At 60.7% G+C, this 26,359-nt stretch carries 23 protein-coding genes; 11 read left to right on the top strand and 12 right to left on the bottom strand.

The features are described 5' to 3' along the window. Nucleotides 1-79 precede the first annotated feature (79 nt). The 4 genes from ACQ4OE_RS20450 (at nt 80) to ACQ4OE_RS20435 (ending at nt 4,016) form a co-directional block, all read left to right on the top strand. Entirely contained in the window at nt 80-979 is a 900-nt protein-coding gene (locus ACQ4OE_RS20450; protein ID WP_430947699.1) for a LysR family transcriptional regulator ArgP, read from the top strand. Nucleotides 980-1,074: 95 nt separating this feature from the next. Further along, nucleotides 1,075-2,067, top strand: a complete 993-nt coding sequence (locus tag ACQ4OE_RS20445) for an NAD-dependent epimerase/dehydratase family protein (RefSeq protein ID WP_122589696.1) — start codon at nt 1,075-1,077, stop codon at nt 2,065-2,067. Nucleotides 2,068-2,183: 116 nt separating this feature from the next. Then, on the top strand, nt 2,184-3,038 hold the full coding sequence (locus ACQ4OE_RS20440; protein ID WP_430947698.1) for an ATPase: 855 nt from the start codon (nt 2,184-2,186) through the stop codon (nt 3,036-3,038). A gap of 129 nt (nt 3,039-3,167) precedes the next feature. Continuing rightward, nucleotides 3,168-4,016 (top strand): cache domain-containing protein, encoded by an 849-nt coding sequence (locus ACQ4OE_RS20435; RefSeq protein ID WP_430947697.1) that lies wholly within the window; start codon nt 3,168-3,170, stop codon nt 4,014-4,016. Between the two features lie 53 nt (nt 4,017-4,069). Here the strand turns inward: ACQ4OE_RS20435 and ACQ4OE_RS20430 are convergent, their stop codons facing one another. Further along, on the bottom strand, nt 4,070-5,587 hold the full coding sequence (locus tag ACQ4OE_RS20430) for an MDR family MFS transporter (RefSeq protein WP_430947696.1): 1,518 nt from the start codon (nt 5,585-5,587) through the stop codon (nt 4,070-4,072). Between the two features lie 348 nt (nt 5,588-5,935). Beyond that, on the bottom strand, nt 5,936-7,129 hold the full coding sequence (pobA, locus tag ACQ4OE_RS20425; protein ID WP_122589690.1) for a 4-hydroxybenzoate 3-monooxygenase: 1,194 nt from the start codon (nt 7,127-7,129) through the stop codon (nt 5,936-5,938). 178 nt (nt 7,130-7,307) lie between these two features. On the opposite strand from pobA, the gene ACQ4OE_RS20420 reads away from it, so the two are divergent. Continuing rightward, nucleotides 7,308-8,192 (top strand): helix-turn-helix domain-containing protein, encoded by an 885-nt coding sequence (locus ACQ4OE_RS20420; protein ID WP_122589688.1) that lies wholly within the window; start codon nt 7,308-7,310, stop codon nt 8,190-8,192. Nucleotides 8,193-8,325: 133 nt separating this feature from the next. On the opposite strand, the gene ACQ4OE_RS20415 is transcribed toward ACQ4OE_RS20420, so the two are convergent. Next, complete coding sequence (locus ACQ4OE_RS20415; protein WP_163004900.1) at nt 8,326-8,502, bottom strand: hypothetical protein; 177 nt, start codon at nt 8,500-8,502, stop codon at nt 8,326-8,328. A gap of 132 nt (nt 8,503-8,634) precedes the next feature. Further along, nucleotides 8,635-9,540 (bottom strand): LysR family transcriptional regulator, encoded by a 906-nt coding sequence (locus ACQ4OE_RS20410; RefSeq protein WP_430947695.1) that lies wholly within the window; start codon nt 9,538-9,540, stop codon nt 8,635-8,637. Between the two features lie 114 nt (nt 9,541-9,654). On the opposite strand from ACQ4OE_RS20410, the gene ACQ4OE_RS20405 reads away from it, so the two are divergent. Continuing rightward, nucleotides 9,655-10,533, top strand: coding sequence for an MBL fold metallo-hydrolase (locus tag ACQ4OE_RS20405; protein ID WP_430947694.1), 879 nt, complete (start codon nt 9,655-9,657; stop codon nt 10,531-10,533). Between the two features lie 46 nt (nt 10,534-10,579). After that, entirely contained in the window at nt 10,580-11,194 is a 615-nt protein-coding gene (locus tag ACQ4OE_RS20400) for an NAD(P)-dependent oxidoreductase (protein ID WP_430947693.1), read from the top strand. Between the two features lie 53 nt (nt 11,195-11,247). On the opposite strand, the gene ACQ4OE_RS20395 is transcribed toward ACQ4OE_RS20400, so the two are convergent. Next, nucleotides 11,248-12,129, bottom strand: coding sequence for a LysR substrate-binding domain-containing protein (locus ACQ4OE_RS20395; protein ID WP_430947692.1), 882 nt, complete (start codon nt 12,127-12,129; stop codon nt 11,248-11,250). Between the two features lie 166 nt (nt 12,130-12,295). On the opposite strand from ACQ4OE_RS20395, the gene ACQ4OE_RS20390 reads away from it, so the two are divergent. Both ACQ4OE_RS20390 and ACQ4OE_RS20385 read left to right on the top strand, forming a co-directional pair. Continuing rightward, on the top strand, nt 12,296-13,933 hold the full coding sequence (locus ACQ4OE_RS20390) for a 5-guanidino-2-oxopentanoate decarboxylase (RefSeq protein ID WP_430947691.1): 1,638 nt from the start codon (nt 12,296-12,298) through the stop codon (nt 13,931-13,933). Further along, the gene (locus tag ACQ4OE_RS20385; protein ID WP_430947747.1) at nt 13,933-15,381 is read left to right on the top strand and encodes an aldehyde dehydrogenase family protein; all 1,449 of its coding nucleotides are present in this window, start codon (nt 13,933-13,935) and stop codon (nt 15,379-15,381) included. The genes ACQ4OE_RS20390 and ACQ4OE_RS20385 overlap by 1 nt, the downstream gene beginning before the upstream one ends. A 125-nt stretch (nt 15,382-15,506) precedes the next feature. On the opposite strand, the gene ACQ4OE_RS20380 is transcribed toward ACQ4OE_RS20385, so the two are convergent. Continuing rightward, complete coding sequence (locus tag ACQ4OE_RS20380) at nt 15,507-16,436, bottom strand: AraC family transcriptional regulator (RefSeq protein ID WP_122589676.1); 930 nt, start codon at nt 16,434-16,436, stop codon at nt 15,507-15,509. Between the two features lie 336 nt (nt 16,437-16,772). On the opposite strand from ACQ4OE_RS20380, the gene ACQ4OE_RS20375 reads away from it, so the two are divergent. Both ACQ4OE_RS20375 and ACQ4OE_RS20370 read left to right on the top strand, forming a co-directional pair. After that, nucleotides 16,773-17,126, top strand: a complete 354-nt coding sequence (locus ACQ4OE_RS20375; RefSeq protein WP_122589674.1) for an antibiotic biosynthesis monooxygenase family protein — start codon at nt 16,773-16,775, stop codon at nt 17,124-17,126. A 44-nt stretch (nt 17,127-17,170) separates the two neighbouring features. After that, complete coding sequence (locus ACQ4OE_RS20370) at nt 17,171-17,413, top strand: hypothetical protein (protein WP_016985292.1); 243 nt, start codon at nt 17,171-17,173, stop codon at nt 17,411-17,413. Between the two features lie 4 nt (nt 17,414-17,417). Here the strand turns inward: ACQ4OE_RS20370 and ACQ4OE_RS20365 are convergent, their stop codons facing one another. The 6 genes from ACQ4OE_RS20365 to ACQ4OE_RS20340 all read right to left on the bottom strand — a co-directional run bounded on the left by ACQ4OE_RS20365 (nt 17,418) and on the right by ACQ4OE_RS20340 (nt 26,350). Further along, nucleotides 17,418-18,047 carry a flavin reductase family protein gene (locus tag ACQ4OE_RS20365; protein ID WP_122589672.1) on the bottom strand — a complete coding sequence of 210 codons (630 nt, stop codon included), beginning with the start codon at nt 18,045-18,047 and terminating at the stop codon, nt 17,418-17,420. 274 nt (nt 18,048-18,321) lie between these two features. Further along, nucleotides 18,322-18,555 (bottom strand): hypothetical protein, encoded by a 234-nt coding sequence (locus ACQ4OE_RS20360; protein ID WP_122589670.1) that lies wholly within the window; start codon nt 18,553-18,555, stop codon nt 18,322-18,324. 382 nt (nt 18,556-18,937) lie between these two features. After that, a complete protein-coding gene (locus tag ACQ4OE_RS20355; RefSeq protein WP_103306415.1) occupies nt 18,938-20,257 on the bottom strand; it encodes an MFS transporter in 1,320 nt (439 codons plus the stop codon). 269 nt (nt 20,258-20,526) lie between these two features. Continuing rightward, entirely contained in the window at nt 20,527-21,855 is a 1,329-nt protein-coding gene (locus ACQ4OE_RS20350; protein WP_430947690.1) for a sigma-54-dependent transcriptional regulator, read from the bottom strand. After that, nucleotides 21,855-23,615 carry an ATP-binding protein gene (locus ACQ4OE_RS20345; RefSeq protein ID WP_430947689.1) on the bottom strand — a complete coding sequence of 587 codons (1,761 nt, stop codon included), beginning with the start codon at nt 23,613-23,615 and terminating at the stop codon, nt 21,855-21,857. Before ACQ4OE_RS20345 ends, ACQ4OE_RS20350 begins: the two co-directional genes overlap by 1 nt. 113 nt (nt 23,616-23,728) lie before the next feature. After that, complete coding sequence (locus tag ACQ4OE_RS20340) at nt 23,729-26,350, bottom strand: RHS repeat domain-containing protein (protein WP_430947746.1); 2,622 nt, start codon at nt 26,348-26,350, stop codon at nt 23,729-23,731. Between the last annotated feature and the right edge of the window lie 9 nt (nt 26,351-26,359).

The following is a 26,359-nucleotide window of genomic DNA, read 5'->3' as shown; positions in this document are numbered from 1 at the left end:
AAGAGTGCTTGCTGGCTATTCTCCGGGCGAAACCTGTATAAGAAAAACCAATAGTGCTGATCGCTCATTAGGAAAACTGATGTTCGACTACAAATTGCTTTCCGCTCTGGCCGCCGTGGTCGAGCAGGCCGGCTTCGAGCGCGCGGCGCAAATACTGGGGTTGTCGCAGTCGGCGATTTCGCAGCGGATCAAACTGCTTGAGGCGCGGGTCGGCCAACCGGTGCTGATACGCGGCACGCCGCCGTCGCCGACCGAGATTGGCCGACGCTTGCTCAACCATGTGCAACAGGTGCGTTTGCTCGAACGCGACCTGCAGACACTGGTGCCGGCATTGGACGAAGAAGGTCTGCCGGAACGTCTGCGCATTGCGCTCAATGCCGATAGCCTCGCAACGTGGTGGGCCGAGGCGGTGGGTGATTTCTGCGCCGAACAGCATTTATTGCTGGATCTGGTGGTGGAAGACCAGACCGTCGGCCTCAAACGCATGCGCGCCGGTGAAGTGGCTGCCTGCCTCTGCGCCAGTGAGCGGCCGGTCGCGGGGGCACGCAGCGTATTGCTCGGCGCGATGCGTTATCGCGCCTTGGCCAGCCCGGCATTCATCGAACGGCATTTCCCCGACGGCGTGCGCGCCGAGCAGCTGCCGCGCACGCCGGCGCTGGTGTTCGGGCCGGATGATTTTCTTCAGCATCGCTACCTGGCCTCGCTCGGCGTAGACGGCGGATTCGAACATCATTTATGCCCGTCCTCGGAAGGTTTTATCCGCCTGACCGAAGCTGGATTGGGCTGGGGCCTGGTGCCGGAACTGCAAGTACGCGATCAACTGCAACGCGGGATGTTGCGCGAGTTGTTGCCAGATAAACCGATCGACGTGCCGTTGTACTGGCATCATTGGCGCAATGGCGGTCAGTTGCTGGGTTTGCTGACCGAGCAATTGGTGCGCGCTTCAGCGCAATGGCTGGTGCCTTGGAAACAGCCATGAGCGTCAAGCTGCAAGCGGCAAGTTCAGCGCTGCGCACCGTTTTAAACTTGCAGCTCGACGCTTGAAGCTCGCAGCTGGTTTCATTGGAGTTTTGCATGAAAATTTTGGTCACCGGCGCAAGCGGCTTCATCGGCGGGCGCTTTGCGCGTTTCGCCCTGGAGCAGGGCCTGGACGTGCGGGTCAACGGTCGCCGGGCCGAGAGCGTCGAGCATCTGGTACGCCGTGGCGCCGAGTTCGTCCCCGGCGATCTGACCGATCCTGATTTGGTCCGCGAGCTGTGTTCCGACGTTGAAGCGGTGGTGCATTGCGCGGGCGCCGTTGGACTCTGGGGCCGATATCAGGACTTTCATCAGGGCAACGTGCAGGTCACTGAAAACGTCGTCGAAGCCTGCCTCAAGCAGCGCGTCCGCCGTTTGGTGCATCTGTCGTCGCCGTCTATCTACTTCGATGGCCGCGACCACGTGGGCCTGACCGAAGAGCAAGTGCCCAAACGCTTCAAGCATCATTACGCCGCGACCAAATACCTGGCCGAGCAAAAGGTCTTCGGCGCGCAGGAATTCGGCCTCGAAACCATCGCCTTGCGCCCGCGTTTCGTCACTGGTGCCGGCGACATGAGCATCTTCCCGCGCCTGCTGAACATGCAACGCAAGGGCCGGCTGGCAATCATTGGCAACGGCCTGAACAAAGTCGATTTCACCAGCGTGCAGAACCTCAATGAAGCCATGCTCAGTAGCCTGCTGGCCGCCGGTTCCGCGCTGGGCAAGGCCTACAACATCAGCAACGGCGCGCCGGTGCCGTTGTGGGATGTGGTCAATTACGTGATGCGCAAGATGGAGGTGCCGCAGGTCACCCAGTACCGTTCGTATGGTCTGGCCTACAGCGTCGCGGCGCTGAATGAAGGCGCCTGCATGCTCTGGCCGGGCCGGCCCGAGCCAACGCTGTCGCGGTTGGGCATGCAAGTCATGAAGAAAAATTTCACCCTCGACATCAGTCGCGCCCGGCATTATCTGGATTACGATCCGAAAGTCAGCCTGTGGTCGGCGCTGGATGAGTTCTGCGCGTGGTGGAAAGCTCAGGACATCCGTTGAAACGATTCGGCCGGGCGGCAATGAACCGCACTGCAGGTTGAGGGTCAATCCCTGCGGCTACGGCGGTTATACTTCGCAGCATTTAGCCATCACCGCGTTTCACAAAGGTTGCCTCAATGTCCATGCGTAATGATGCCCACGACGATTTCGACGATGTCCCGAGCCTGCGTGCCGACACCTTCGACGACGATGACATTCCGACCACCGCGCGCACCTCCGTGCACTCGCGCACACCGCCGGTGGTCAAGGTCAAGGCCGCAAGCACCGGGCCTTTGTGGGCATTGGTCGGTGCGCTGTTCTTCGCTTTCATCGGTCTGGCCTGGTGGAGTTTCCAGCAGATTTCGCTGATGGAGCAGCAACTGGTGGCGACCCAGGAAAGCTTCGCGCGGATCAGCGAAGAAGCGGCGGGGCGCCTGCAGGATATTTCCGGCAAGGTCGTGGCCAGCCAAAGCAATGTCACCAGTGACAGCGAAGCGTTGAAGCTGCAAATCAAACAGCTCGAAGGCAAGCTGCTCGATCAGAGCAAAGAACAACAGGGCGTGGCCGGCCAGGCCAGCGATCTGGACAAGCGTCTGGCGCAAATGACCGCGCAGACCACCGAACAGCAGAACGCCAACACCCAGTTGCAGGCGCAGGTCAAAGCCTTGACGGCGGAAGTGGCGGCGCTGAAAAACACCCCGGCTGATACCAGCAAGGTCGATGCCCAGCTCAAGGGTTTCGACGCGCAGTTCAAAAGCCTTGGCGCTGACATTGCCGCGCTGAAAAAGCAGGGCAACCCGAGCGCAGCCATTGACCGTCTCGAGCAGGAAATCGTTGTGCTCAAAAGCGAGCAGGACAATCGTCCGGCAGCCCCGCAAGGTGGCGGCAATACCGCTGAGTTCGACGCGTTTCGCGGCCAGATGACCCGCAACCTCAATACCCTGCAGGCGCAAATCCAGAACTTGCAGCAGCAGATCAATTCCCGCCCCTGAGCCTTGGCAGCGGCGGTGAGAGAATGCTCGCCACCGCACCGCCGACATGTTCAGAAACCGTCTGAATATCCATGCATCAGCCCAAGCCGTCTACGCTCTTGAAACATCAACAAGAACGAGGGATGCGTCATGGGGTTTGTGCATAAATTCGCCTGTCTCTGTTTGCTGTTATTGGTCGGGCTCGGCCAGGCCAGCGCCGCCACCACCGCCAAAGACGACAGCCAGGCCGCCATTGCCCTGCTGGAAAAGGCGCTGGCCTATTACCACGATAACGGTGACAAGGCGTTCGCCGCCTTCAGTCGCCAGGGCGAGTTTGTCGACAAGGATCGCTACGTATTCGTGGTCGATACCAAAGGGGTAATGCTCGCCAGCGGCGGGCCTTCATCGGCCCTGATTGGCCGCGATGTCAGCGAAGTGCTCGGGCCGGATTTACAGAAAGCCTTCAAGCAAGCGTTGACCGTGCCGGAAGGTAACGGTATTCAGCAGGCCGAATACCGCTGGCAGAACTGGGCCGATGGCAAGGTCGAACGCAAGCACGTGTTCTACCAGCGCATCGGCCAGCGGATTCTTGCGGTGGGTTATTACTTGCCGCGCGCTTCGGCCGAGCAAGCCAAGGCGCTGCTGGACAAAGCGGCGACGGATCTGGGCAAAGACGAGAAGGGCACGCTGACGGCGATCAACTCGCTCAAGGGCGGTTATTTGCAGGACGATCTGTATGTCTTCGTCGTCGATCTGAATACTCAGCGATACGTCGCCCACGGCACCAACCTGCGACTGATCAATACCGACTTCGGCAAGATCAAGGATCCGGAAGGCAAACCGGTGGGCGAGCCGATTCTGGCGCTGATCGGCAAGCAGGATGAGGGCGAGTACGAATACCGCTGGAAGAACCCGGTGACCGGCAAGGTAGAAGACAAACACGCCTACCTGAAAAAGGTCGGGCATTTCCTCGTGGCGGTCGGTTACTACAGCCCTTGAGTCCCAGCGCCGATCGTTCCCGCGCTTCGCGTGGGAACGATCGTGTGAAAGGGTTATTTCGCGCCGTGCTCACGCCCGCGCAGCAGGTTGTTCGGCATCGCAATCGCCGCCGCCAACCCGAGCAACGACACCGCCGCGCTCACCCACAGCAAATGCCGGAACGTCACCAGCAGCTCCGCGCGCAGGGCGTTTTGTGCATCCCCCGGTGCCGCGTTCAGGCCATCGAGCAATACGTTGCCGGAATGACCTTCGCTGATCAGCGAACTGCTCGCCAGATGGGCAAAGTTCGAGTCCTGCAGCAATGCCAGCAACAGCGCCGACATCAATGCAACGCCCACCGCGCCGCCCAGCGACCGAAACAGGTTGGTGGTGCTGGTCGCCACACCGATGTCGCGTTGCTCGACCGAATTCTGTGTGCCGACCAGTGAGGTCGGAAACTGCATTCCGCTGGAAATGCCGCAGAGCAACATGAACAAACCGCTGACCAGTGTCGCTTCGGGTGGGCTGAAGGCCATGCCAAGAATCGAGATCGGCATCAGCACTGCGCCGGTGAGAATCTGCGGTTTGTAACGCCCGGTGATCGAGGTGCGCCGGCCCGCGAAGAACGCACCGATCGGCAGCCCCATCGCCAGCGGCAGCAAGTGCAACGCTGCGCTGTCGGCGCCGGCACCGGTGACGGTCTGAAAGCGCAGCGGCATCAACACGATCAGCGAAATCGCCTGGAAACTGGTGAAGAAAATCGTGCACCAGCACAGCAAGGCATTGCGGTTGGCGAATAGATGCATCGGCAGCAACGGCTCCCGCGCCCGACGCTCATGCCAGACAAACACCGCCAAAACCACCACCGCGCAGGCGAACAAACCCAGCACTTCGCTGCTGCGCCACGAGTGTCCCTGACCGACCTGAGTGATGCCCAATAGCAATGCGGTCAGGCCGATGATCATCAACAGCGTACCGAGGTAGTCGATGATCGGTTTGCGTTGCGGAATCGGCAGCCCGCGCAGATTGCGCCGCGCCACCCACCAAGCGCCAAGGCCCAACGGCAGGTTGATCAAGAACACCCAGCGCCACGACAAGTATTCGGTCATGTAACCGCCGAGCACCGGGCCGGCGACGCTGGCCACCGCGTACATGCTGCTGAAATAACCCTGATAACGGCCACGTTCACGCGGCGGGACGATGTCGCCGATGATCGCTTGGCTGACCGAGATCATCCCGCCGGCGCCGATGCCCTGAAGGATCCGCGCCAGCACCAATTGCTCCATGCTCTGCGCCATGCCGCAGAACAACGAAGCGAGGGTGAACAGGCCCATGCCGAACAGCATCAATTTGCGCCGCCCGTAGAGATCGCCGAGCTTGCCGTAGATCGGCACGGCGACGGTCATCGCCACCATGTACCCGGAAATCACCCAGGCCAGCAGGCTGACGTCCTTGAATTGAGCAGAGATGGCCGGCATCGACACGGCAACGATGGTCTGATCCAGCGCACCGAGAAAAATCGCCATCATCAGCGCGACCAGCACGCTGCGAATGGCCGGTTTGGGCGTTTCGGGGTGATTGAGATTGGTCACGGGCAAAACCTGCGGGCAGTGAGAGTCCCGCAGATCGTCAGGCGAGCGGGGATGCTCGCCAGTGTAACAGGGTGTGTCATTCATTATTTCTCGCGCCGCGCCGGGTGTGCTGTTGCGCAGGGCAAGGCGCGAGGAGCGTGGTTTGGTCATTCCAAATAAGCTCCGAGCAACGCAGCCCTGCGCAACAGCACGCCCGGCCCTCCGGGTTGTCACCTGAAAGCGGGCCATGCTGCGTTGCAGCCCTCGGCAAGGAAACAACCCTTACCTTCAGGCTGCGCCTTGCCTGGCCCGCTTTCAGGTGGCAACGCGGCGCGAGAAATAATGAATGACACACCCTCCGGTAGCAGGCTATTCGATAGCCTCATAAGGAAGTCCGACGTAATTTTCTGCAATGGTTTTTCGCCCCGCTTCTGAACTGACAAAGTAGTCCAGTTCCGAGGCGCTGATGCGCTGGCTGAAGTCATCGTGATCGTCGAAGCGGTGCAGCATCGAAGTCATCCACCAGGAAAACCGCTCGGCTTTCCACACGCGGCGCAGGCAGATTTCCGAGTATTTCTCCAGCAGGTCGGTGCGTCCGTCGCGGTAAACCTTCAGCAGAATATTGAACAAAGTGCTGACATCGCTGGCGGCCAGATTCAAACCCTTGGCGCCCGTAGGCGGAACGATATGCGCGGCGTCACCGACCAAAAACATCCGCCCGTACTGCATCGGCTCGACCACGAAGCTGCGCAGCGGCGCGATGCTTTTTTCAATCGACGGACCGGTCACCAGTTTCTCGGCCAGGTCCACCGGCAGGCGATTTTTCAACTCATCCCAGAAACGCTGATCGCTCCAGTCTTCGACGTTCTCTTGCGCCGGCACTTGCAGGTAATAGCGAGTGCGGGTCGCCGAACGCATGCTGCACAGGGCAAAGCCGCGCTCATGGCGGGCGTAGACCAACTCCTCATGCACCGGCGGCGTATCGGCGAGAATGCCCAGCCAGCCAAATGGATAAACCCGTTCGAACACCTTCAGGCAATCCGCCGGAATCGACTGCCGGGCTACGCCGTGGAAACCGTCGCAACCGGCAATGTAATCGCAATCGACGCGCCAGGTTTCGCCGTCCTTTTCGAAGGTGACAAAAGCCTCGTCGCTTTTCATGCCGTGAGGAACGACATTGCTTGCCTGGTAAATCGTCGCCGCGCCAGCCTCCCGACGAGCGGCCATCAGGTCACGGGTGACTTCGGTCTGGCCGTAGACCATCACGGTCTTGCCGCCGGTCAACGCGTGCAGGTCGATGTGCACCTGACGGCCGTCCAGCGCCAGATCGAAACCGCCGTGGACCAACCCTTCGGCGTCCATGCGCTGACCCACGCCGGCCTGGCGCAACAGCTCTACCATGCCTTGTTCCAGCACACCGGCACGGATGCGGCCGAGCACATAGTCAGGGGTTTGACGTTCGAGGATGAGGGTGTCGATGCCAGCGTTGTGCAGCAACTGGCCGAGGAGTAAACCGGACGGACCGGCGCCGATAATAGCGACTTGGGTTTTTAGCGTTTTCATTGTTTTTATGACTCGCAAGCTTCACGCGGCAAGGGCCGGCGAATGTTTTTTATGGATCGAGTGCTTGCATTTTTCCCTTGCGGGTCTGTCAATTGAAGGTGAAAACTGAGCCGATACCTGTACATTCTGCCAATCGGTGCGATTATCGCCCCACAACCCTGAGGCCTGGATTGAAGTGATGAACAAGCCTGAGCTGCCTTCGATTCCAGTGTTCAAGCTCTACGGTGAAAGCCTGGACTGGCCGACCCCCGACTTGCTGCACTGTGAAACCATTTCTTCCCGCAGTCGCGAACACGAGTGGGAAATCAAACCCCACCGCCATGCTGATTTGTGCCAATTACTCTTCGTTTTCAAAGGTCAGGCAGAGCTTGAAATCGAAGGCCAACGTACGCAACTCGACACCCCGGCCATTCAAGTCCTGCCACCGTTGTCGGTGCACGGCTTTCGTTTTTCCGAGGACGTTGAAGGTTTCATCGTTACCCTCGCCACGCCGCTGATCAATCATTTGCAGGCGCAACTCGGTGACTCGGTGCACGCCTTGGCCCTCGCGGAGAACTACCCGGCGGGCAAGGACGGCGATTATCTCAACAGCCTGTTCAGTGCGTTACAGGCCGAATACAACGGCCATCAACCGGCGCGGGAAATGCTCATGCATTCGCTGGTCAGCGTGATCATGGTCTGGGTCAGTCGCCAGGCGATCGTGCGCCATAAGGCAAGTCAGCGTCCGCAACGTCAGCGCGAATACCTCAACGGCTTTATCCAACTGGTGGAAGAAACCTATCGCCAGCATGTAAAGGTCGAGGATCTGGCGCATCGGTTGGGCATTTCGGTGTCGCACCTGAACGGCACGTGCCGTGAGCTGGCGGGACAGCCGGCGCTGCAGATCATGCATGAGCGTCAGTTGCTGGAAGCCAAGCGTTTACTGACTTACACCAGCATGACGATTTACGAGATGTCGGAGTTGTTGGGGTTTTCCGATCCAACCAACTTCACACGCCTGTTCCGCCGCCGGGTGGGGATTTCGCCAAAGGCGTTCCGCGACCGATTGAAGGCCGAGCAATAAGGTTATCGCTACTACCCACTGTGGGAGCGAGCCTGCTCGCGAATGCGTTGTGTCAGTCGCCAACTATGTTGAATGACCCATTGCTTTCGCGAGCAGGCTCGCTCCCACAGGGGCGTGTCTCAACTCGTTCACATCAGCGCAACGCGTTAAGCGTGGCGTTGTGCGGAATGCAGCGCTCGTAATTGCAGCTCGCATATTCGCGCGGCAGCTGTCGCATTTGTTCGACCCGCCAGGCCGCGGTGCCGTACAGCGCCAGCGTGGCAGCGCAGGTGATGAAAATCGCGACGTATCTTCTTGTTTTGATGTTCATGGCGTTCACCTCTGAACGAAATACCCTGCGGTATTACTTTCAGCATAGGTCAGCGGGGCGGACTTGCCAGCCAGTGCGTTCGAGGATTTACCCCGCCATTCAGAACATTGATGAAGCCACAGTGGATTGGGTTTACAGGCCGATATCCCACTCGGGATTTTCGGGAAAGCGCTGCACCAGAAAATCCAGCAGGCTGCGCAGCGCCGCCGGCATGTGCTTGCGCGAGGCATACACCGCGTAGATGTTCATTTGCCGTGGCTCGGCATGGGGCAGCAGCCGTACCAGCTCACCGCTGTGAATATGCACGCCGGCCTGATACGTCGGCAGCATCGCCACCCCCGTACCGGCCAGCGTCGCGCGCAATAACGTGCTGGCCTCGTTGGCGCTGATGTTGCCCTGTACCGGCACCGAAACCGGTTCGCCATCCTCTTCGAAGTGCCACAGGCTCTTCCCGAAATACGAATGGGTCAGGCAGTTGTGTTGGCTCAACTCCTCGACCCGTAACGGCATCGGCTGTTCTTGCAGATATGCCGGCGCGGCGCACACGACTGAACGGCAAACGGTCAGGCGCCGGGCGATCAGATTTGGATCGAGATCGTTACTGGTGCGAATCGCCAGATCAATGCGTTCATCCACCAGGTTCACTGTGCGGTCGAGCATTTGCAGGTCGATGCTCACCCCCGGATAGCGTTTGACGTACGCCGCCATGGCATCGGCCAGTTGCGCCTGGCCAAACGACGTACTGACGCTGATGCGCAGCAAACCGCGTGGGGCGTCGTCGGGTTCGCTGACGGCAGCCTGCATGTCGTTCGACAGTTCGATCATCTGCCGACAGCGCGGCAGAATTTCACTGCCGGCGGCGGTCAGGCTCAATTTGCGCGTGGTGCGGTGCATCAGCCGCGCGCCGACCCAGTCTTCCAGCTCCGCCAGATAACGTGAAACCACGGGCCGGGACAGGTCCAGATGATCGGCTGCCGCTGACTGGCTGCCCAGATCCACCACTGTCACAAACACCCGCATAGCCTGGAGACGATCCATGATTTGCCCGCTTTCAGAAACAAACTATGTCCAAGCATCGCATTTTTTGTACTGAGTCAGGCAACTAAGCTCTGTTCCATCGCCAAGCATGGCATTCGAACACCGGAGCAACAGATGATCGGCTTCACCCTTATCAAACGCGTTCTTCTCGCCAGCGCCTCGCTGGGTTTTGCAGCACATGCCGCCGCAGCCAATCTGACCCTCGATGTGTATAACCCTGGCACGGAAGCGATTTTCCCGGTGACCTCGGTGCTGGTCAGCGGCGAGAAAGACGCGATCCTCGTCGATGCGCAATTTGGCAAATCCCAAGCTGAGCACGTCGTGGAAAAAATCCGCGCCAGCGGCAAGCACTTGACCACCATTTACATCAGTCATGGCGACCCGGATTACTACTTCGGCCTCGACACCCTGACTAAAGCGTTCCCCGACGCCAAGGTGTTGGCTTCGCAACCGACCGTCGATCACATCAACAACACCGTCGCTGGCAAGCTTGCTTTCTGGGGCCCGAAAATGGGCGCCGACGTGCCAGCGAAAACCATCGTGCCGGGCGTGCTCAAGGGTGACAGCCTGATGCTTGAGGGGCAGAAATTGCAGGTGATCGGCCTTGACGGCAAACAGCCGGATCGCAGTTTCGTGTGGATCCCGTCGCTCAAAGCCGTGGTCGGTGGCGTGGTCGTCGCTGAGAACATTCATGTGTGGATGGCCGACACCCAGACCGCGCAATCTCACGCCGACTGGCTGCAAACCCTGCACTCGATCGAAACCCTGAAGCCGAACACCGTGGTCCCGGGTCACTACCTCGGTGACAGCAGCCATTCGTTGGCCAGCGTGAAATTCACCGCCGACTACATTAAGGCTTTCGACGCGGAAACCGCCAAGGCCAAAGACGCCGCCGCACTGATCGCGGCGATGAAAAAGCGCTACCCGACACTCGGCGAGGAAAGCTCGCTGGAGCTGAGCGCGAAAGTCGCCAAGGGCGAAATGCAGTGGTAAGCCGATTCGTGAAAACGCAGCACTCTCAAGCCAACTGGAGAATGTCATGAGCAAGATCGCAATCATTGGAGCCACCGGACGTGCCGGTAGCCAATTGCTGGAAGAAGCCCTGCGTCGCGGACATAGCATCACCGCTATCGCCCGCGACACCTCGAAGATCGGCGCCCGTGCCGGTGTGGTCAGCAAGAATGTCGATGTGCTGGATGCGGCGGCGCTGCAGGATGCAGTGGCCGGTCACGACGTGGTGATTACGGCAGCGCATTTCGCCACTGTTCCAGCGAGCGCTATCGTCGGGCCGGTTAAGCAGGCCGGGGTGAGGCGCTTGTTGGTGGTCGGCGGTGCGGGTTCGCTGTTGCTGCCGGACGATTCTCGGGTGATCGACAGCGCGGGTTTCCCGGCAGAGTACAAGACCGAGGCCAGCGCCGGTGCGGCGTTTCTGGATGCGTTGCGTCAGGAGCAGGATCTGGACTGGACCTTCCTGTCGCCGTCGGCAGAGTTTGTCGAAGGGGAGCGCACGGGTAGTTTCCGTGTCGGCCAGGATCACTTGCTGGTGAGCGCTGAAGGGCGTAGCTGGATCACTTTTGCTGATTACGCGATTGCGTTGATCGACGAAGTGGAAACGCCGAAGCACTCGCGCAAGCGCTACACCGTCGGCTACTGATACATCCCCTGTAGGAGCTGCCGCCTTCGGCAGCTCCTACAGGGGATTTGTGTTTAGCGGGTGTGGGCTTGTTCCACCAACCAGATCATCAGCTCTTCCAGCTGCGGCGAGGCCTCAACCCCCGGCGGCAACACCACGTAATAGGCCAACCCCGTCTTCACCTTCAGATCAAACGGCATCACCAGCCGCCCTGCGCGCAAGTCATCGCCAATCAACGACCAATCTCCGATCGCCACCCCCGTCCCGTGGGACGCCATCGACATCGCCTGATCCAGCGTTTCGAAATGCTGGCCGCTGCCGATGTTGTTCAGTCGTAGCTCAGCGGCGTTGAGCCACACCGACCAATCCTGAATATCGTGCGTCGGGTGCAGCAACAGATGCTCCTGCAAATCCGTCGGTGCCTTCAGCGCAGGCGAACCCTTGAGCAACAGTGGCGAGCACACCGGCGTCAGTTGTTCATCGAACAGGTGCAACGCGCCCGGCGAGTTATCGGGTGGCGCGCCGTAGATCACTGCCGCATCGAATTGCTCGCGCTGAAAATCCACGCCGTGTTGCAACGACGCCGTGAGTTTCACGGGCACGTCCGGGCGTTCTTTCTGCCATTGCAGTAAGCGCGGCAACAGCCAACGCATCACGCAGCTCGGTGCCTTGAGTTGCAGGGTTTCGCGTTGCAGGCCGATCTGCTCGGTCGCCTCGCTGATCAGGCCGAAGATTTTCTCTACGCGCGGCAGCCATTCACGTCCCTCGGCGGTCAGCGCCAGGCCACGGGCCAGACGGATGAACAGTGGATAACCGAGATGCTCCTCCAGCCCGGCGATCTGCCGGCTCACCGCACCCTGGGTGATGTGCAACTGCTCGGCGGCGCGGGTGAAGTTGCAGCACTGCGCGGTGATCAGGAACGTGTGCAGGGCGGGCAGGGGAGGCAGGCGTTTCATGTGGATCCAAGGTATGACGTGAGGACATGGCTAGTATGACTTTTAATCGATTGTTGCCGCTACCGGCCGACCGTTCAATGAGGCCATTCCACGGACTATGTGGGAGCAAGCCTGCTCGCTCCCACATTTGATCCGGCGTACCGATTAAATAGGAAGGGCAATCGACATGGCGACGTGTGGCGAAGTATTGGTCAAGTTACTCGAAGGTTATGGGGTCGAGCAGGTGTTCGGCATTCCCGGGGTGCATACCGTAGAGCTGTATCGCGGGCTGGCCCGTTCGAGCATTCGCCACGTCACGCCCCGGCATGAACAGGGCGCCGGTTTCATGGCTGACGGCTACGCGCGCACCGCGGGCAAACCGGGGGTGTGCTTCATCATCACCGGCCCGGGCATGACCAACATCACCACCGCCATGGGCCAAGCCTACGCCGATTCGATCCCGATGCTGGTGATCTCCAGCGTGCAATCGCGCAGCCAATTGGGCGGCGGTCGCGGCAAGTTGCATGAGCTGCCGAACCAGAGCGCGCTGGTTTCCGGCGTCGCAGCGTTCTCGCATACCTTGATGTCCGCCGCTGAATTGCCGGTGGTACTGGCGCGTGCCTTTGCGTTGTTCCAGGCCGGTCGTCCGCGTCCGGTGCACATCGAGATTCCGTTGGATGTGCTGGTCGAAAACGCTGATGAATTGCTCGCCAGCGTGCCGGTCAATATTGACCGCGCCGGTGCTGCGCCCGCTGCCGTTAAACGCATGAGCGGGTTGCTGGCCGAAGCCAAACGTCCGCTGATTCTGGCGGGGGGCGGTGCCATCGACGCAGCGCCGGAGCTGACCCGACTTGCCGAGCTGCTCGATGCTCCGGTGGCGCTGACCATCAACGCCAAAGGCATGCTGCCGGGCAACCATCCGCTGTTGATCGGCTCGACCCAGACGCTGGTCGCCACCCGCGCGCTGGTTGCTGATGCCGACGTGGTGCTGGCCATTGGCACCGAGCTGGCCGAGACCGATTACAATGTGACCTTCGCCGGTGGTTTCGAGATTCCCGGCAAACTGTTGCGCATCGATATCGACGCCGACCAGACCGTGCGCAACTACCCGCCGCACCTGGCGCTGGTGGCCGACGCACGCAACGCTGCACAAGCCCTGCTGAACAATCTGTCGCAAGAAAAACTAGATGAGCGCAGCAGAGACTGGGGTCAGGCCCGCGCTGGCAAACTGCGCGCCGAACTGGCCGCGAGCTGGGATGCGCCGACCGTCGCGCAAACCCGTTTTCTCGACACCGTGCTCGATGAACTGCCGAATGCGGTGTTCGTCGGCGACTCGACGCAACCGGTGTACACCGGCAACCTCACGTTCAACCCCGATCACCCGCGCCGCTGGTTCAACGCCTCGACCGGTTACGGCACCCTCGGCTACGCCTTGCCGGCCGCGATTGGTGCTTGGCTCGGTGGTCAACTCGACAAAGGTGCGCGGCCTCCGGTGGTGTGCCTGATCGGCGACGGCGGCTTGCAATTCACCCTGCCGGAACTGGCCAGCGCGGTCGAAGCGCGGGTGCCGGTGATCGTCCTGCTGTGGAATAACCAGGGCTACGAAGAGATCAAGAAATACATGGTCAACCGCGCCATCGAACCGGTCGGCGTGGACATCTACACCCCGGATTTTGTCGCGGTGGCCAAAGGTCTCGGCTGCGCCGCTGAAGCCATCAGCAGCATCGAACAACTGCGCAGCGCGTTGCGTTGTGCAAGCGATCGTCAGGGCCCGACCCTCATTGAAATCGATCAGAGCCAATGGATGAAGGCGGTGGCGCAATGATCAGTTTCCCAACCACACTCGATGGCCTTTACATCAACGGCCAATGGTCGGCGGGGCGGGAACATCTGCGGGTGATCAACCCGGCCACCGAAGCGCTGCTGACCACGGTCAATGGCGGTGACGAGCAGGCGGTCGATCAAGCCGTCGCCGCTGCCAGCGAAGCCTTCACAACCTGGTCGCAAACCACCGGCGCCGAGCGCGGCACGATCCTGCGCAACATCGCTAATGGCGTGCGCAACGGTCGCGAGCATCTGATGAAGTTGCAGTCGAGCAACAACGGCAAACCGCTAGTCGAAGCGGCCATCGACGTCGATGATGTGATCGCCACGTTTGAGTATTACGCCGAACTCGCTGAAGGTCTCGACGCCAGACAGGACAGCAACGTGCCACTGCCCAGCGATGATTTCAGCGCACGTTTGCGCCGCGAACCGTGCGGTGTGGTCGGGTTGATCGTGCCGTGGAATTTTCCGATGGTGACCACCGCGTGGAAACTCGCCCCAGCGTTGGCGGCGGGTTGCTGCGTGGTGCTCAAGCCTTCGGAAGTGACGCCGCTGCCGGAGCTGGAACTGGCGGCGATCATTGCGCAATCGGGTCTGCCGAATGGTGTGTTCAATCTGGTTTGCGGCACTGGGCTGGCGGTCGGTGCGCCGTTGTCGTCAGACCCGCGCGTCGCCAAGATTTCCTTCACCGGGAGCAACGCGGTTGGCGTGCAGGTGATGCAGCGCGCGGCGGAAACGGTGAAGGGTGTGAGCCTGGAGTTGGGCGGCAAATCTTCGTTGCTGGTGTTGGCGGATGCCGACATTGATCTGGCGGTTGAGCTGGCCTGTGGTGGGGCGTTCTTCAATGCCGGGCAGATGTGTTCGGCGACCAGTCGTGTGTTGGTGGCTGAGGAGCTGGAAGAGGAATTTCTCGCTCGTTTGCAGAAGCGAGCGCAGGCGATTCGTGTGGCTGACCCGTTCGATGCGGACGTGGAAATGGGGGCGCTGGTCAATCAGGCGCAGTATCAGCGTGTACTCGGGCACATCGATCGTGGGCTGAGCGCGGGCGCGCGTTTGCTCTGTGGCGGCAATCGCCCGGCGGATTTGCCACGCGGCTATTTCTTGCAGCCGACCGTGTTCACCGACGTGCCGCTGGACAGCGCGCTGTGGTGTGAAGAAATTTTCGGGCCGGTGCTGTGCGTGCGCAGTTTCAGCAGCGAGGCGGAGGCGATTGCGCTGGCCAATGACACGCCGTTTGGTTTGGTGGCGAGTGTAGTGACCAGCGATGCCGCAGCGGCGGATCGCGTGGCCAATGCCTTGCAGGCGGGGATGGTGTGGATCAATGCACCGCAAGTGATTTTCCCGCAGTCGGCTTGGGGCGGGTACAAGCAGAGCAGTATTGGCCGTGAGTTAGGGCCTTGGGGGTTGGCGGCGTTTCAGGAGATCAAGCATGTGATCCGAGCGGTCTGATCAACGCAATGGGTTGATCGGGCTGGCCTCTTCGCGAGCAAGCTCGCTCCCACAGTTGGAATGCATTTCCCTGTGGGAGCGAGCCTGCTCGCGAAGAGACCTTCAGCCGCAATGAAAAATCCCGATCAGACAGACAGCCGCAACCGCGCCAAATCCCTTAACGGCGGCGCACCAAACAACCGACTGTATTCACGGCTGAACTGCGACGGACTCTCATACCCCACCCGATACCCCGCCGCCGACGCCTCAAGCCCCTCGGCCAGCATCAACCGCCGCGCCTCCTGCAACCGCAACTGCTTCTGATACTGCAGCGGACTCATCGCCGTCATCGCTTTGAAGCGGTGATGCAAGGTCGACACGCTGAGGTTCACTTCCCTGGCCAGATCATCAATGCGCAACGGCTGCTCAAAATTGCCGTTGAGCCATTTGATCGCCTGGCTGATGCGATGGCTCTGACTGTTGGCAATCGCGATCTCATACAAACGATGGCCCTGCGGACTGCGCAGCAGGCGATAGAGAATCTCCCGGCGAATCAGCGGCGCGAGCATGGCGATGTCTTTCGGCGCATCGAGCAAACGTGCCAGACGCAGCACCGCGTCGAGCATCGAACTGTCGATTTTTTCCACGTACAAGCCACGTCCGGTCGGTCGAGTCGGCACGCCCATCGGCCCGGCGTCGGCGATCAGTGCAGTGATTTCTGCCGGGTCGATATCGAGGCGCACGGCGAGGATCGGCTCCTCTGGCGAGACATTGACCACGCGCCCGCTCAGCGGCATCGAAACCGACACCACGAGATAATTCAGCGGGTCGTAATTGAAGAACTCGTCCGCCAGCCGCACCTCTTTGCGACCCTGGGCCATGATGCACAGCGCCGGTTGCGCGAGCACCGGGGCGAAGTCGTGGGATTTGGTGTGGCGCGACATGTACAGCGAACCGATGGCGGTCTCATAGCTGCCATCGTCGGTGGTGTTGCGGCGGATGATCGCCGCCAGTTCCGCACGCTGTTTTTCCATGTCAGCGCTGGGTTCGGCTTGAAAACGATCGAATGACGTCATGCACGGCATCCTCGGCAGGGGAGGTGGAATGGAGCAGAGCATATGTTTGTGCAAGCGCCAGCGGTAGACACATCCTGCGAAATGCTTGCCTGATTCTGCTTGGGCTTGCGCGTGGGTTCAGCCATAGCAGGACATAGTCCGGCAAACTTGCTTGATACCCGTGTGACAGCCGTGTGACGGTCTTTTACAGGTTGTTACAGCGCTTGTGTGCAGTCTCGCAGGATTGTGCAACGCGGCGGCAGGAATCGACTAACGGCAGCCAGCGCGTGGCCCTTAACCTTTGATCCTGTCGCAGCCCGCCCCCGGCTGCCACGCGACTCCCTGGGAGGGTTGAACATGTCCAAGCAGATTCCCGTCAGTCATATGGCCTTCGTTCGAGCGCGCGCCGGGCGTTCGGCGGAACTCGGTGTACGCCTCAGCGCGTTGATCGATCCTTCTCGCGCTGCCCCCGGTTGCCTGAGCTTCGCCTTGCAGCATTCGCAGTGTGATCCCGAGTTGTGGCTGGTCTCCGGGTTCTGGAGCAGCCAGCAAATGATGACTAACTATTTCAACAGTCCGGCGATGGAAATCTTCGCCGAACTGGTGCAGGAGCTGGTGGTCAACAGCCTCGACTTCCATACCTTCAAGGACGTTTCAGCGGCGCAAGCCCTCGGTCAATGCCCGGCGCCGGTACACAAACTCGTCGGTTGAGGGTTTAATGTCCGGCTTAATTTGTCTGAGCCGGGATGTGTGACATGGCACGTAAAGAGTTTGAACACTTCGAAGCAGTTTCCGCAGTCGTTCCCGTCGAGTTGGGCGGCAACAAGGGCTATCACGCGGCAATCGCGGTCAAGGCCCTGGTCGATGGCGGCGCACCACGCTTTCACAAACTGCTGAATGATCAGGTTTTCCCCGGCGCCATCGCCGCCGATGAAGCCGCGATCAATGAGCTGGACAACCTCAAGGGCGTCACTGACGACGCCGAGTTGATCTGGTAACGCGTTACTGGGTTGCGCCCGGACGCCACATCTTGAACAGGGCTTCAGGCCCCAGCTGGAAGTAATCCGCCGGCCCGCCGCCGCGCAGAATCGGTTCTGCCGCGGCGGTGTCGTAGATGCCGTCCTTCAACAGCCACTTGGCAATATGCACGGCGACCACTTCGCCGAGGATCAGCCAGCTCGGCACGGTCTCGCCATCGGCGCGCTGCAACTGAATGATCTGCGTGACCTTGCACTCGAAGGACACCGGGCTTTCGGCCACTCGCGGCACCGAAATCACCTTCGACGCCACCGTCGTCAAGCCCGCCAATTCAAACTCGTTGACCTCCGGCGCGACCATTGCGCAGCTCTGGTTCATCTGCTCGGCCAGCGGGCGGGTGGCGAGGTTCCAGACGAATTCGCCGGTCTGCTCGATGTTGTTCAGGCTGTCTTTGCGCCCGACGCTGGAGAACCCGATGATCGGCGGAATGTAGTTGAAGGCATTGAAGAAACTGTACGGCGCCAGGTTCAACTGACCGTGGGCATCCTGCGAGGAAATCCAGCCAATCGGGCGCGGGCCGACGATGGCGTTGAACGGATCGTGGGGCAGACCGTGGCCGTTGGCGGGTTCGTAGAAGTGGATGTCATCGGGCATGGTGGGTGGTCCTGGAGAGGTCTGAATCAGATGGCCAATAGTGCAAGCAGACGCCACATATTTCCAGCCAGACACCGATATTCCAATCGATGAAATCCCCTGTAGGAGCGAGCCTGTTCGCGAAAGCGCCGGGTCATTCACAACGATGTCGACTGAAATGACGTCTTCGCGAGCAGGCTCGCTCCCACAGGGTTTGGTGTGAACTCATGAAATTGTCATGCGCCAGAAATGACTAAGCCCGGCCAAGGCCGGGCTGTGAAGGAACTGCTGTGTGTCAGCTGATGGCAGCGGCAGTACCGGTTTTATCGAAACCGTCGGCAGCCACAGCTTTGCCAATGCTGGTTTTATCAAAACCGTCAGCGGCGTAAGAACCGGTGTGGCTGGTTTCGATGGCAGCGCTGGCGCCGTTGATGAAATCGGCGGATTTGGTTCTGTCGGAGCCATCGGCAGCGAAGGTGTTGGCGGCCAGTACGGACAGGGTCAGGGCGAGGATCAGTTGGGTTTTCATGTTGGTTACTCCAGATTCGTTGGCGGGTGTGTCTTGCATGGGTTTCATGCTACGCCAAATAAATTGATTAAAAAGCGCAAATTAATGCTATTAACTATCGATTAAATTGATATTAAGGGCGGCACGTTTAAATCGCTTTCGTCGTCGGAGCGAGCGTCGCGCAGGTCATCGATCAGGTGATTGCAGAGTGAGGGGGCAGGATTAATTAGCGATTAATCGCTGTGCGGCGCAGGTGAGGATTTTTTTATGCAGGTCTGGATAACGCGGTGACCCCATTCGCGAGCAGGCTCGCTCCCACAGGGAAATGCATTCCAAATGTGGGAGCGAGCCTGCTCGCGAAGGGTCCATCACAGCCACCGTTGCAGTAGCTGTGAAATCCCGATCAGTCAGTGACGATACGAGAATGCTTCTGGGTGTCCTTCATGGTCACATACACCAGCAGCGACACGGCAATGCACGCCGTCACGTACCAGTAGTAGCCGGTTTCCATGCCGATGCTCTTGAACCACAGCGCGATGTATTCGGCGGTGCCGCCGAAGATCGATACGGTCAGTGCGTACGGCAGGCCGACGCCCAGGGCGCGGATTTCAGTCGGGAACAGTTCGGCCTTCACCACCGCGTTGATCGAGGTGTAGCCGCTGACGATGATCAGCGCTGCCATGATCAGGAAGAACGCGCCCCACCAGGTTTGGATGGTGTGCAGGGTCATCAGGATCGGCACGGTGAAGATCGTCCCCAGCACGCCGAAGGCGATCAGGATCGGACGACGACCGATCTTGTCCGACAGGCCGCCGATGATCGGCTGCAGGCACATGAACAGGAACAGCGTGGCGGCAGAAATGGTGGTCGAGTCGGAGATGCTCATGCCGACGGTGTTCACCAGGTATTTCTGCATGTAGGTGGTGTAGGTGTAGAACGCCAGGGTGCCGCCCATGGTCAGGCCGACCACGGTCAACAGCTCTTTCGGATGGCGCATCAAGGTGCGCATTGCGCTTTCCTTGGACTTCTCTTTCTTGGTGAACGACTCGGTTTCTTCCATGCCGCGACGCAGGTACAGCGCCACGACCGCACACAGCGCGCCGATGGCGAACGGAATACGCCAGCCCCACGCGTACAACTGTTCAGTGGTCAGCACGTTCTGCAGCACGATCAGCACGCCCAGCGCGATGAGCTGGCCGGAGATCAGGGTCACGTACTGGAAGCTCGAGAAGAACCCGCGACGTTCCTTGGTCGCCATCTCCGAGAGATAGGTGGCCGAGGTGCCGTACTCGCCACCGACCGACAGACCTTGCAGCAGTCGCGCGAACACCAGCAGGATCGGTGCGCCGATGCCGATGGTTTCGTAGTTCGGGCTGAGGGCGATCAACAGCGAGCCGAAGCACATCAGGTAGACCGAGGCCATCAGGGCTTTCTTGCGTCCGACCTTGTCGGCGTACAAACCCATCAGCCAGCCACCGATCGGGCGCATCAGGAAGCCGACGGCGAAGATCGCGGCGGTGTTCATCAGCTGGGCGGTGGAAGAGCCGGCGGGGAAGAAGGTCTTGGCGAAGTACAGCGAGAAGGCGGCATACACATACCAGTCGTACCACTCGACCATGTTGCCGACGGAACCGCTGAAGATCGATTTGATCCGGCTGGCGGTGGTTCTTTCTTTGGCGGGCACGGCAGCCGACCCAAGTGGCAGGGCGTTGGAGTTATCCATTGAAGGATCCTTCGTTTAATTGTTTTTGTGGAGCGCGTTAAAACGCAGCCTGCGGGGGCTATAGCAGGAGCTGTGCCAACGGGGGGAGGGCCGGTTTAGAGGGGGGGAAGGGATTGGGTGGGCGGTTTTATGCCGATTGTTTTGGTTTGGTGAGCGGATTTCCGCTCACGGGGATGAAAGTCCAAAGCCCCTCACCCCAACCCTCTCCCGGGGAGGGCTGGGGTGAGGGGGGAAAAGATTTCAGCCACAGCGAAAGTCCCAAGCCCGACTCACTCGCTCAAAAACATCTCCCGACTCAACCCATGCCGCTGCATTTTTTCATTGAAGGTGCGCCGTGGCAGCTGCAGTTCTTCGAGTACGGCTTTCACGTCACCCTTGTGCCGGGTCAACGCCGCGCGCAAGCACTGTGCCTCGAACGCTTCCTGCTGCGCTGCCAGCGACTGGCCCGGATCAATCCCCGGCGCTGGCTCATCCAGCCCCAGCACTTGCCGTTCGGCGACGTTGGCCAGTTCACGGACATTGCCCGGCCAGTCATGGCTGAGCAGGTGACTCAACTGTGCGCCCGTTAACGGTGGAAAGGTCCGGCCCAAACGTTGAGCCGCACTCTGGGCAAAGGTTTCGAACAGCAGCGGAATGTCTTCACGACGATCGCGCAGCGGCGGCAAACGCAGTTCGGCGACGTTCAGGCGATAGGCGAGGTCTTCGCGAAAACGCCCGGCGCGGGCTTCGTCGAGCAAGTCCGGTTTGGTCGCCGCGACAATCCGCAAGTCGACGCGAATGCTCTGGTTCGAGCCCAGCCGTTCAAGCTTTTGTTCTTGTAAAACCCGCAGCAATTTCACTTGCTGGGCCAACGGCATGCTTTCGATTTCATCGAGGAACAGCGTGCCGCCATCGGCGTATTCGAGTTTGCCGATGCGCTTGCCCGACGCGCCGGTGAATGCGCCGCTTTCGTGGCCGAACAACTCGGCTTCGAACAGTTGTTCAGGGATGGCCGCGCAATTGAGCGCCACGAAAGGCTTGTCCGCCCGTGGGCCGAAATCATGCAGGCAGCGCGCGACCAGTTCCTTGCCGCTGCCGGTCTCGCCACGGATCAGCACATTGACCGGCAGTGCAGCCAGATCCAGCACCTGGCGGCGCAGGTTCTGCAAACCACGGGACACGCCGAGCAACGTCGCATCAAGCTTGGCGCGGTTGTCGGCCTGTTCGTGCAGGGCACGGTTTTCCAGCACCAAGCGGCGTTTGTCCAGCGCCCGACGCAGGCTGCCGAGCAAGGTTTCCGGGCTGAAGGGTTTTTCCAGAAAGTCATACGCGCCATCGCGCATCGTTTCGACCGCCATCGGCACATCGCCGTGGCCGGTGAGCAGAATCACCGGCAGATCGGCATCACGTTTCTGCACTTCGGCCAGCAACGCCAGGCCGCCGATGCCGGGCATGCGCACGTCGCTGAGGATCACCCCGGGGAAGTGCGTGGGCAGGGCGGCGAGGCAGTCTTCGGCGCGGCTGAACAGCTGCACCTCGAAGCCTGACAGGCTCAGCCATTGTTCGACGGCGCTGCGAATGCTGCTCTCGTCATCGACCACCATTACCGCATTGAGCATCAGATGTGCGCCTCCAGATCGATCGGCAAGGTCAGGCTGAACACCGCGCCGCTGTCGCCATTCTCGGCGCTCAGACGGCCGCCGGATTCATGCACGATGGCAAACGACACGGCCAGCCCCAGACCCAGACCGTCCCCGACGGGTTTAGTGGTGAAGAACGGATCGAACACTTGGCCCAGATGCTCTTCAGCTATCCCACCGCCGTTGTCGATCACACTCAGTCGCCACAACTGCTCGTCAGCCTCGAGGCGGATTTCCAGACGTTTGCACGGTTTGCCGTGCAGCGCATCGAGGGCGTTGCGCAGCAAGTTGATCAACACTTGTTCGAGGCGGATCGCATCGCCGCGCACCCACGCCGGACGGGCCAGGTGCAACACCAGGCTGACCTGTTCGTCACGCAGTCGCGCGTCCAGCAACTGCAATGACTGATCGACCACCGTGGCCAGATCCAGCCGCTCGCGCAGGCCGCTAGGGCTCTTGCGGGCGAAAGTCTTGAGGTGGCCAGTGAGCGCGGCCATGCGCGTCAGCATGTCATCCACCGGTTTCAGTGCTTTGTAAGCGTCATCGACACGGCCATGGTCGAGCAGCAGACGCAGGGTTGCCAGTTGCATGCGCTGAGCGGTCAGCGGCTGATTGATTTCGTGGGCCAGCGCCGCAGACATCTGGCCGAGTGCGGCGAGTTTGGCCGACTGCACCAGACCGTCCTGCGCGGTGCGCAAGTCGCGGGTGCGTTCTTCGACCAGTTGCTCAAGCTCCTCGCGGCTGCGCTGACGCATCTTCGCCAGACGCCAGCGCTGGTTAAGGAACAACAACAGAAAAACCACGGCCAGCCACACGCCGGCAGCAGCCAGCCCGGCGTTGCGCAAATCTTCGAATGCCACTTGCGGATGGCGCAGCAGGTGCAGCGTCCAGCCTTCGGTGGTCAGCGGCAGCGATTCCCACAGATAATCCGCCGTGCCTTGCGGGCCTTCGACCCGGCGCAGATCACTGTTGTCGTCAAAGCTGCGTACGGCCAGATGCGTCAGCGGCACCAGCGATTGTTTATCGTACTGGCGCGTGGCTTTGATCTCGGCCATGTCGCTGGCGCTCAGTGGCCGCAGCGCGCGATAACGCCAGCCGGGCTGATTGGCGATGAAGATGATTCCGCGCGCATCGCTGACCAGCAGCGTGTCGCTGCCTTGGCTCCACTCGCGTTCCAGTTCAGGGAATTCCAGCTTGACCACCATCGCCCCGAGAAACTCGTCGTGGTCGCCGAGCACCGCGCTGGAGAGGAAGTAACCGGGAATCCCGCTGGTCACGCCCACGGCGTAAAAACGCCCCGTGCCCTGGGTGCGGGTCTGGCTGAAGTAGGGGCGGAAACCATAGTTGTGGCCGACGTAACTGCTCGGTAGCCGCCAGTTGCTCGCCGCCACGGCGAGGCCGGTGTGGTCGAGCAGTTCAAGGGTCGAGGATTGCGCCGCGCCGTTGATTTTTTCCAGCTTCAGATTCAGCGCGGCCTGTTCTTCGGCATCCACCGGGCCGGCCAGCGCCGCGCGCAATTGCGGGTCCAGCGCGAGCACGGCGGGGAGGGCGCGATAGCGGTCAATCAGGGTATGCAGGGAGTTGGCGTACAACGCCAGTTGCTGGTTGGCGCGGGCGGCGTCTTCTTCCAGCGCCTGACGTTCGGCGTGGCGGATCGCAAGCGTTGCGGCAAGCGCCGTGCCGGCAACAATCAGCAGTGTGTACAACGACAGGCGCAGGGTACGGGAAGTCGGCAGCATACGGGGCGAAGGGTCGGCAGGACGGGCGGGCAAGATAGCATGCGCGGGACCTGTCTCCCACGCATGCCCTCTCACCCCGGCGTTCAACGGTTCGTTCGCCGGGCAGGTTGCCGCTAAACGGCAGACTCGAGGTGGGTCTGTCTGCGCGATACACGATTGGCACGCCGATACGAATCCGTTCTTCCCGAGACCCCTCGCCGGCTTGCAGAGCTTGCCCGGCGCTCGAAACGGCCGGATCGATCTAGCTCCAGAACGACCTGCCCGCGGTTTTGTGTGCTTGCGGCAACCACGGGTACCTCGCCTATCGTTTCGCTCGAGTTAACGGGGTCCGTGAGCCCGGCTCGATTCATGATGGCGCGATAGGCGTCTCTGTAAGATTTGCCCTCTTCGATCATTTCCGTGAAGTCCAATTGGTCCAGAGGATCAAGTTTCCTGACCTCATCAAGGATGCGGTTGAGGACCTCTTCCTTAAGTTCGGCGAAACGCTCTTGAATGACGCTAGGGATTGCCCCATTGGCGACATCATCTGCGCCGTCGGCGATGGTGCGGGTCACGTCGCGGATTTCGGCGGTGCGCAGCGCCTCGGTCACTTGAAGGCCACGTTTGAAAAAACGGTAGCGGATGTAAGCGCCTGCCAGTCCCCCCACCAAGCCCCCCACGATACCGCCGATCGAGTTGCCAATGACGGGCGCGAAGGAACCGGCAGCGCCACCGAGGGCGGTGCCGATCGTCGCACCGAGACCAAATGCGGTCATGCCTTTTTTGCTGAAGAGGAAGCGGCGAAAGGTCATCGTGTCCCGGGTGCTCTGGCTGACGTTCGTTTCATCCTCGCCATCGAATTCGGAGGCGATGTCATGGGCCTGGCTGGCGACGTTGGCCGTTGTGCGAAACAGGTTCGAGAGCGAGGAGAAGTCGAAGCCGGCTCGCCCGTCGGGATCGACGTAGCGCATCGGGTTGTTTTTCACAAAAGCGTACAGGTTCAAACCATCCTGGTGTGATGAGTCAGCACTCACCCAACGCTGCAGCCACGGCGCGTAATAGCGCAAACCGTAGTAGTACAAACCGCTGACATCCATCTCCTTGCCCGAATAACGCAGCGTTTTGTAATCCACCGCGACATTGGCATTCGGTAACCACAGCGCAGTGCCGCCGAACGGATAGTAAGTCTCGCGACTGATCAGCCGCGCCTGCTGATCCAGCTCCAGCAAGCTCGAGCCCAAATGGTCGTCGAGGCTGTAGCGCAGTTGATTGTTGGCGACATCGGCCGGTGGGTTTGCCCGCCAGTGCAGGCAGCGGACGTTGCCGGGCAGGGTAATGACGTGGAGTTCTTCGCCGTTGTCGCGGGTGCGGATTTCCAGCCCTGGCAGGTAGCGCACCTGCAGAAAGTGCGTGGTCCTGGCGGTGTAGGTCTCGTGGCGTTTGCTGACGCGCTCGCCCTGACTGTAGCGATAGATTTCGCGATCATCCGCCAGACCGTTGTCGTGTTTGAGCAGCGTCACCTGTTGCAGTTGATCCTGCGCATTCCACTGCAGGTCCGGGCCGTGCTGGAGTTTGCGTTGATTGCCGTGGCGGTCGAAAAACGCCGTGAAGTCTGGCGCTGGGTCGCCGGTTTGCCAGCGCAGGGCACGGTTGCTCGCCGGATCGACAAACATCTGTCGTGTGTAGCCACCGATCTCGCGACCATGCACCAGTCTGGTCAGGTTGCCGCCGGCGTCGTAATCGAACTGCTGGGTGTAGTTGCGCAGGTTGTTGGGATCGCTGGGCTGCGGGCGACCGGGTAAATCGGGATCGGCCAAGGAGTCGTGGCCGCTGGCGCGGGTCAGTCGATACAGCGAGTCGTAGTCGAAATCGCGATGGCCAGCGATGTACTGGTTGGCGAAGTACACGGGCTGAAAGACCTGATCTTCGATGCGCAGCACATTGCCGATGGGGTCGTAAACATAGGCGAAATGCTGCAGCGGTGTCTGTCCCGCGACGGATGCCTGCGAGGTTGTAAGCCGTCCGTTGGCCGGGTCGTACTGCCAGCGGCTGCGGACGTTGTTGCCGGCCAGCCGTTCGATCAACTGACCGGCCGCGTTGTACTGCGCATCCTGCACAATCGCTTGCGCCTGGGTGTCGCCTGCGCGCGAAAGCCAGACCTGTTTCAGCTGCCCGGCGCGGTCGTAGTGCAGGCGCTGGCGATGGCCGCCGGCATCCGTTTGCGCCAGTAACTGATTCAATGGGCCGAAGGTCTGTTGGCTGTGATGGGGACGTGCGTCGTCGAAGGTGCGGGTCTGGCGCATTGGCTCGCCGAACAGGGTGAAACCGTCGTAGGTCAGGGTGCCGGAGGGATCTTTCAGCGCGATCATTTGGCCGCGCAGGTTGTGCGTGGCGTCGGCCGAGGCATCGGCGTAGGTGAAGGTTTCGAGGTCGGGATGATCAGTCACCTCGACGCCGAGGGGGCGCAATTGTTCATCGTAACGATGGCGCCAGTGCTGGCCGCGCGCATCCCAGCGGGCAAGGGCTTCGCCAGCCAGTCCTGGCAAAGTCAGGCGCCAGCCGGCGTCGACGCTGTCATTCAGCAAGGGCTGGCCGGCCAGGTTGTACACCGTCCTCAGGTTGGCTATCGACGTGCTGCCAGACAAGCGCGGATCCCGTTGCGTCACCAGCCGCCCAACCACGTCATGCGCCTGATGCGAGACCAGCGTTTGCACCGGCCCGTTGATGACCTTGCGCAAATATGCCACGCGGCGCACGGCCAAACC

The organism is Pseudomonas sp. WC2, assembly GCF_050586545.1.
Taxonomy (GTDB): Bacteria; Pseudomonadota; Gammaproteobacteria; order Pseudomonadales; family Pseudomonadaceae; genus Aquipseudomonas.
The sequence above is the reverse complement of the archived record's forward strand: the minus strand, read 5'-3'. Positions and strand labels throughout refer to the sequence as shown.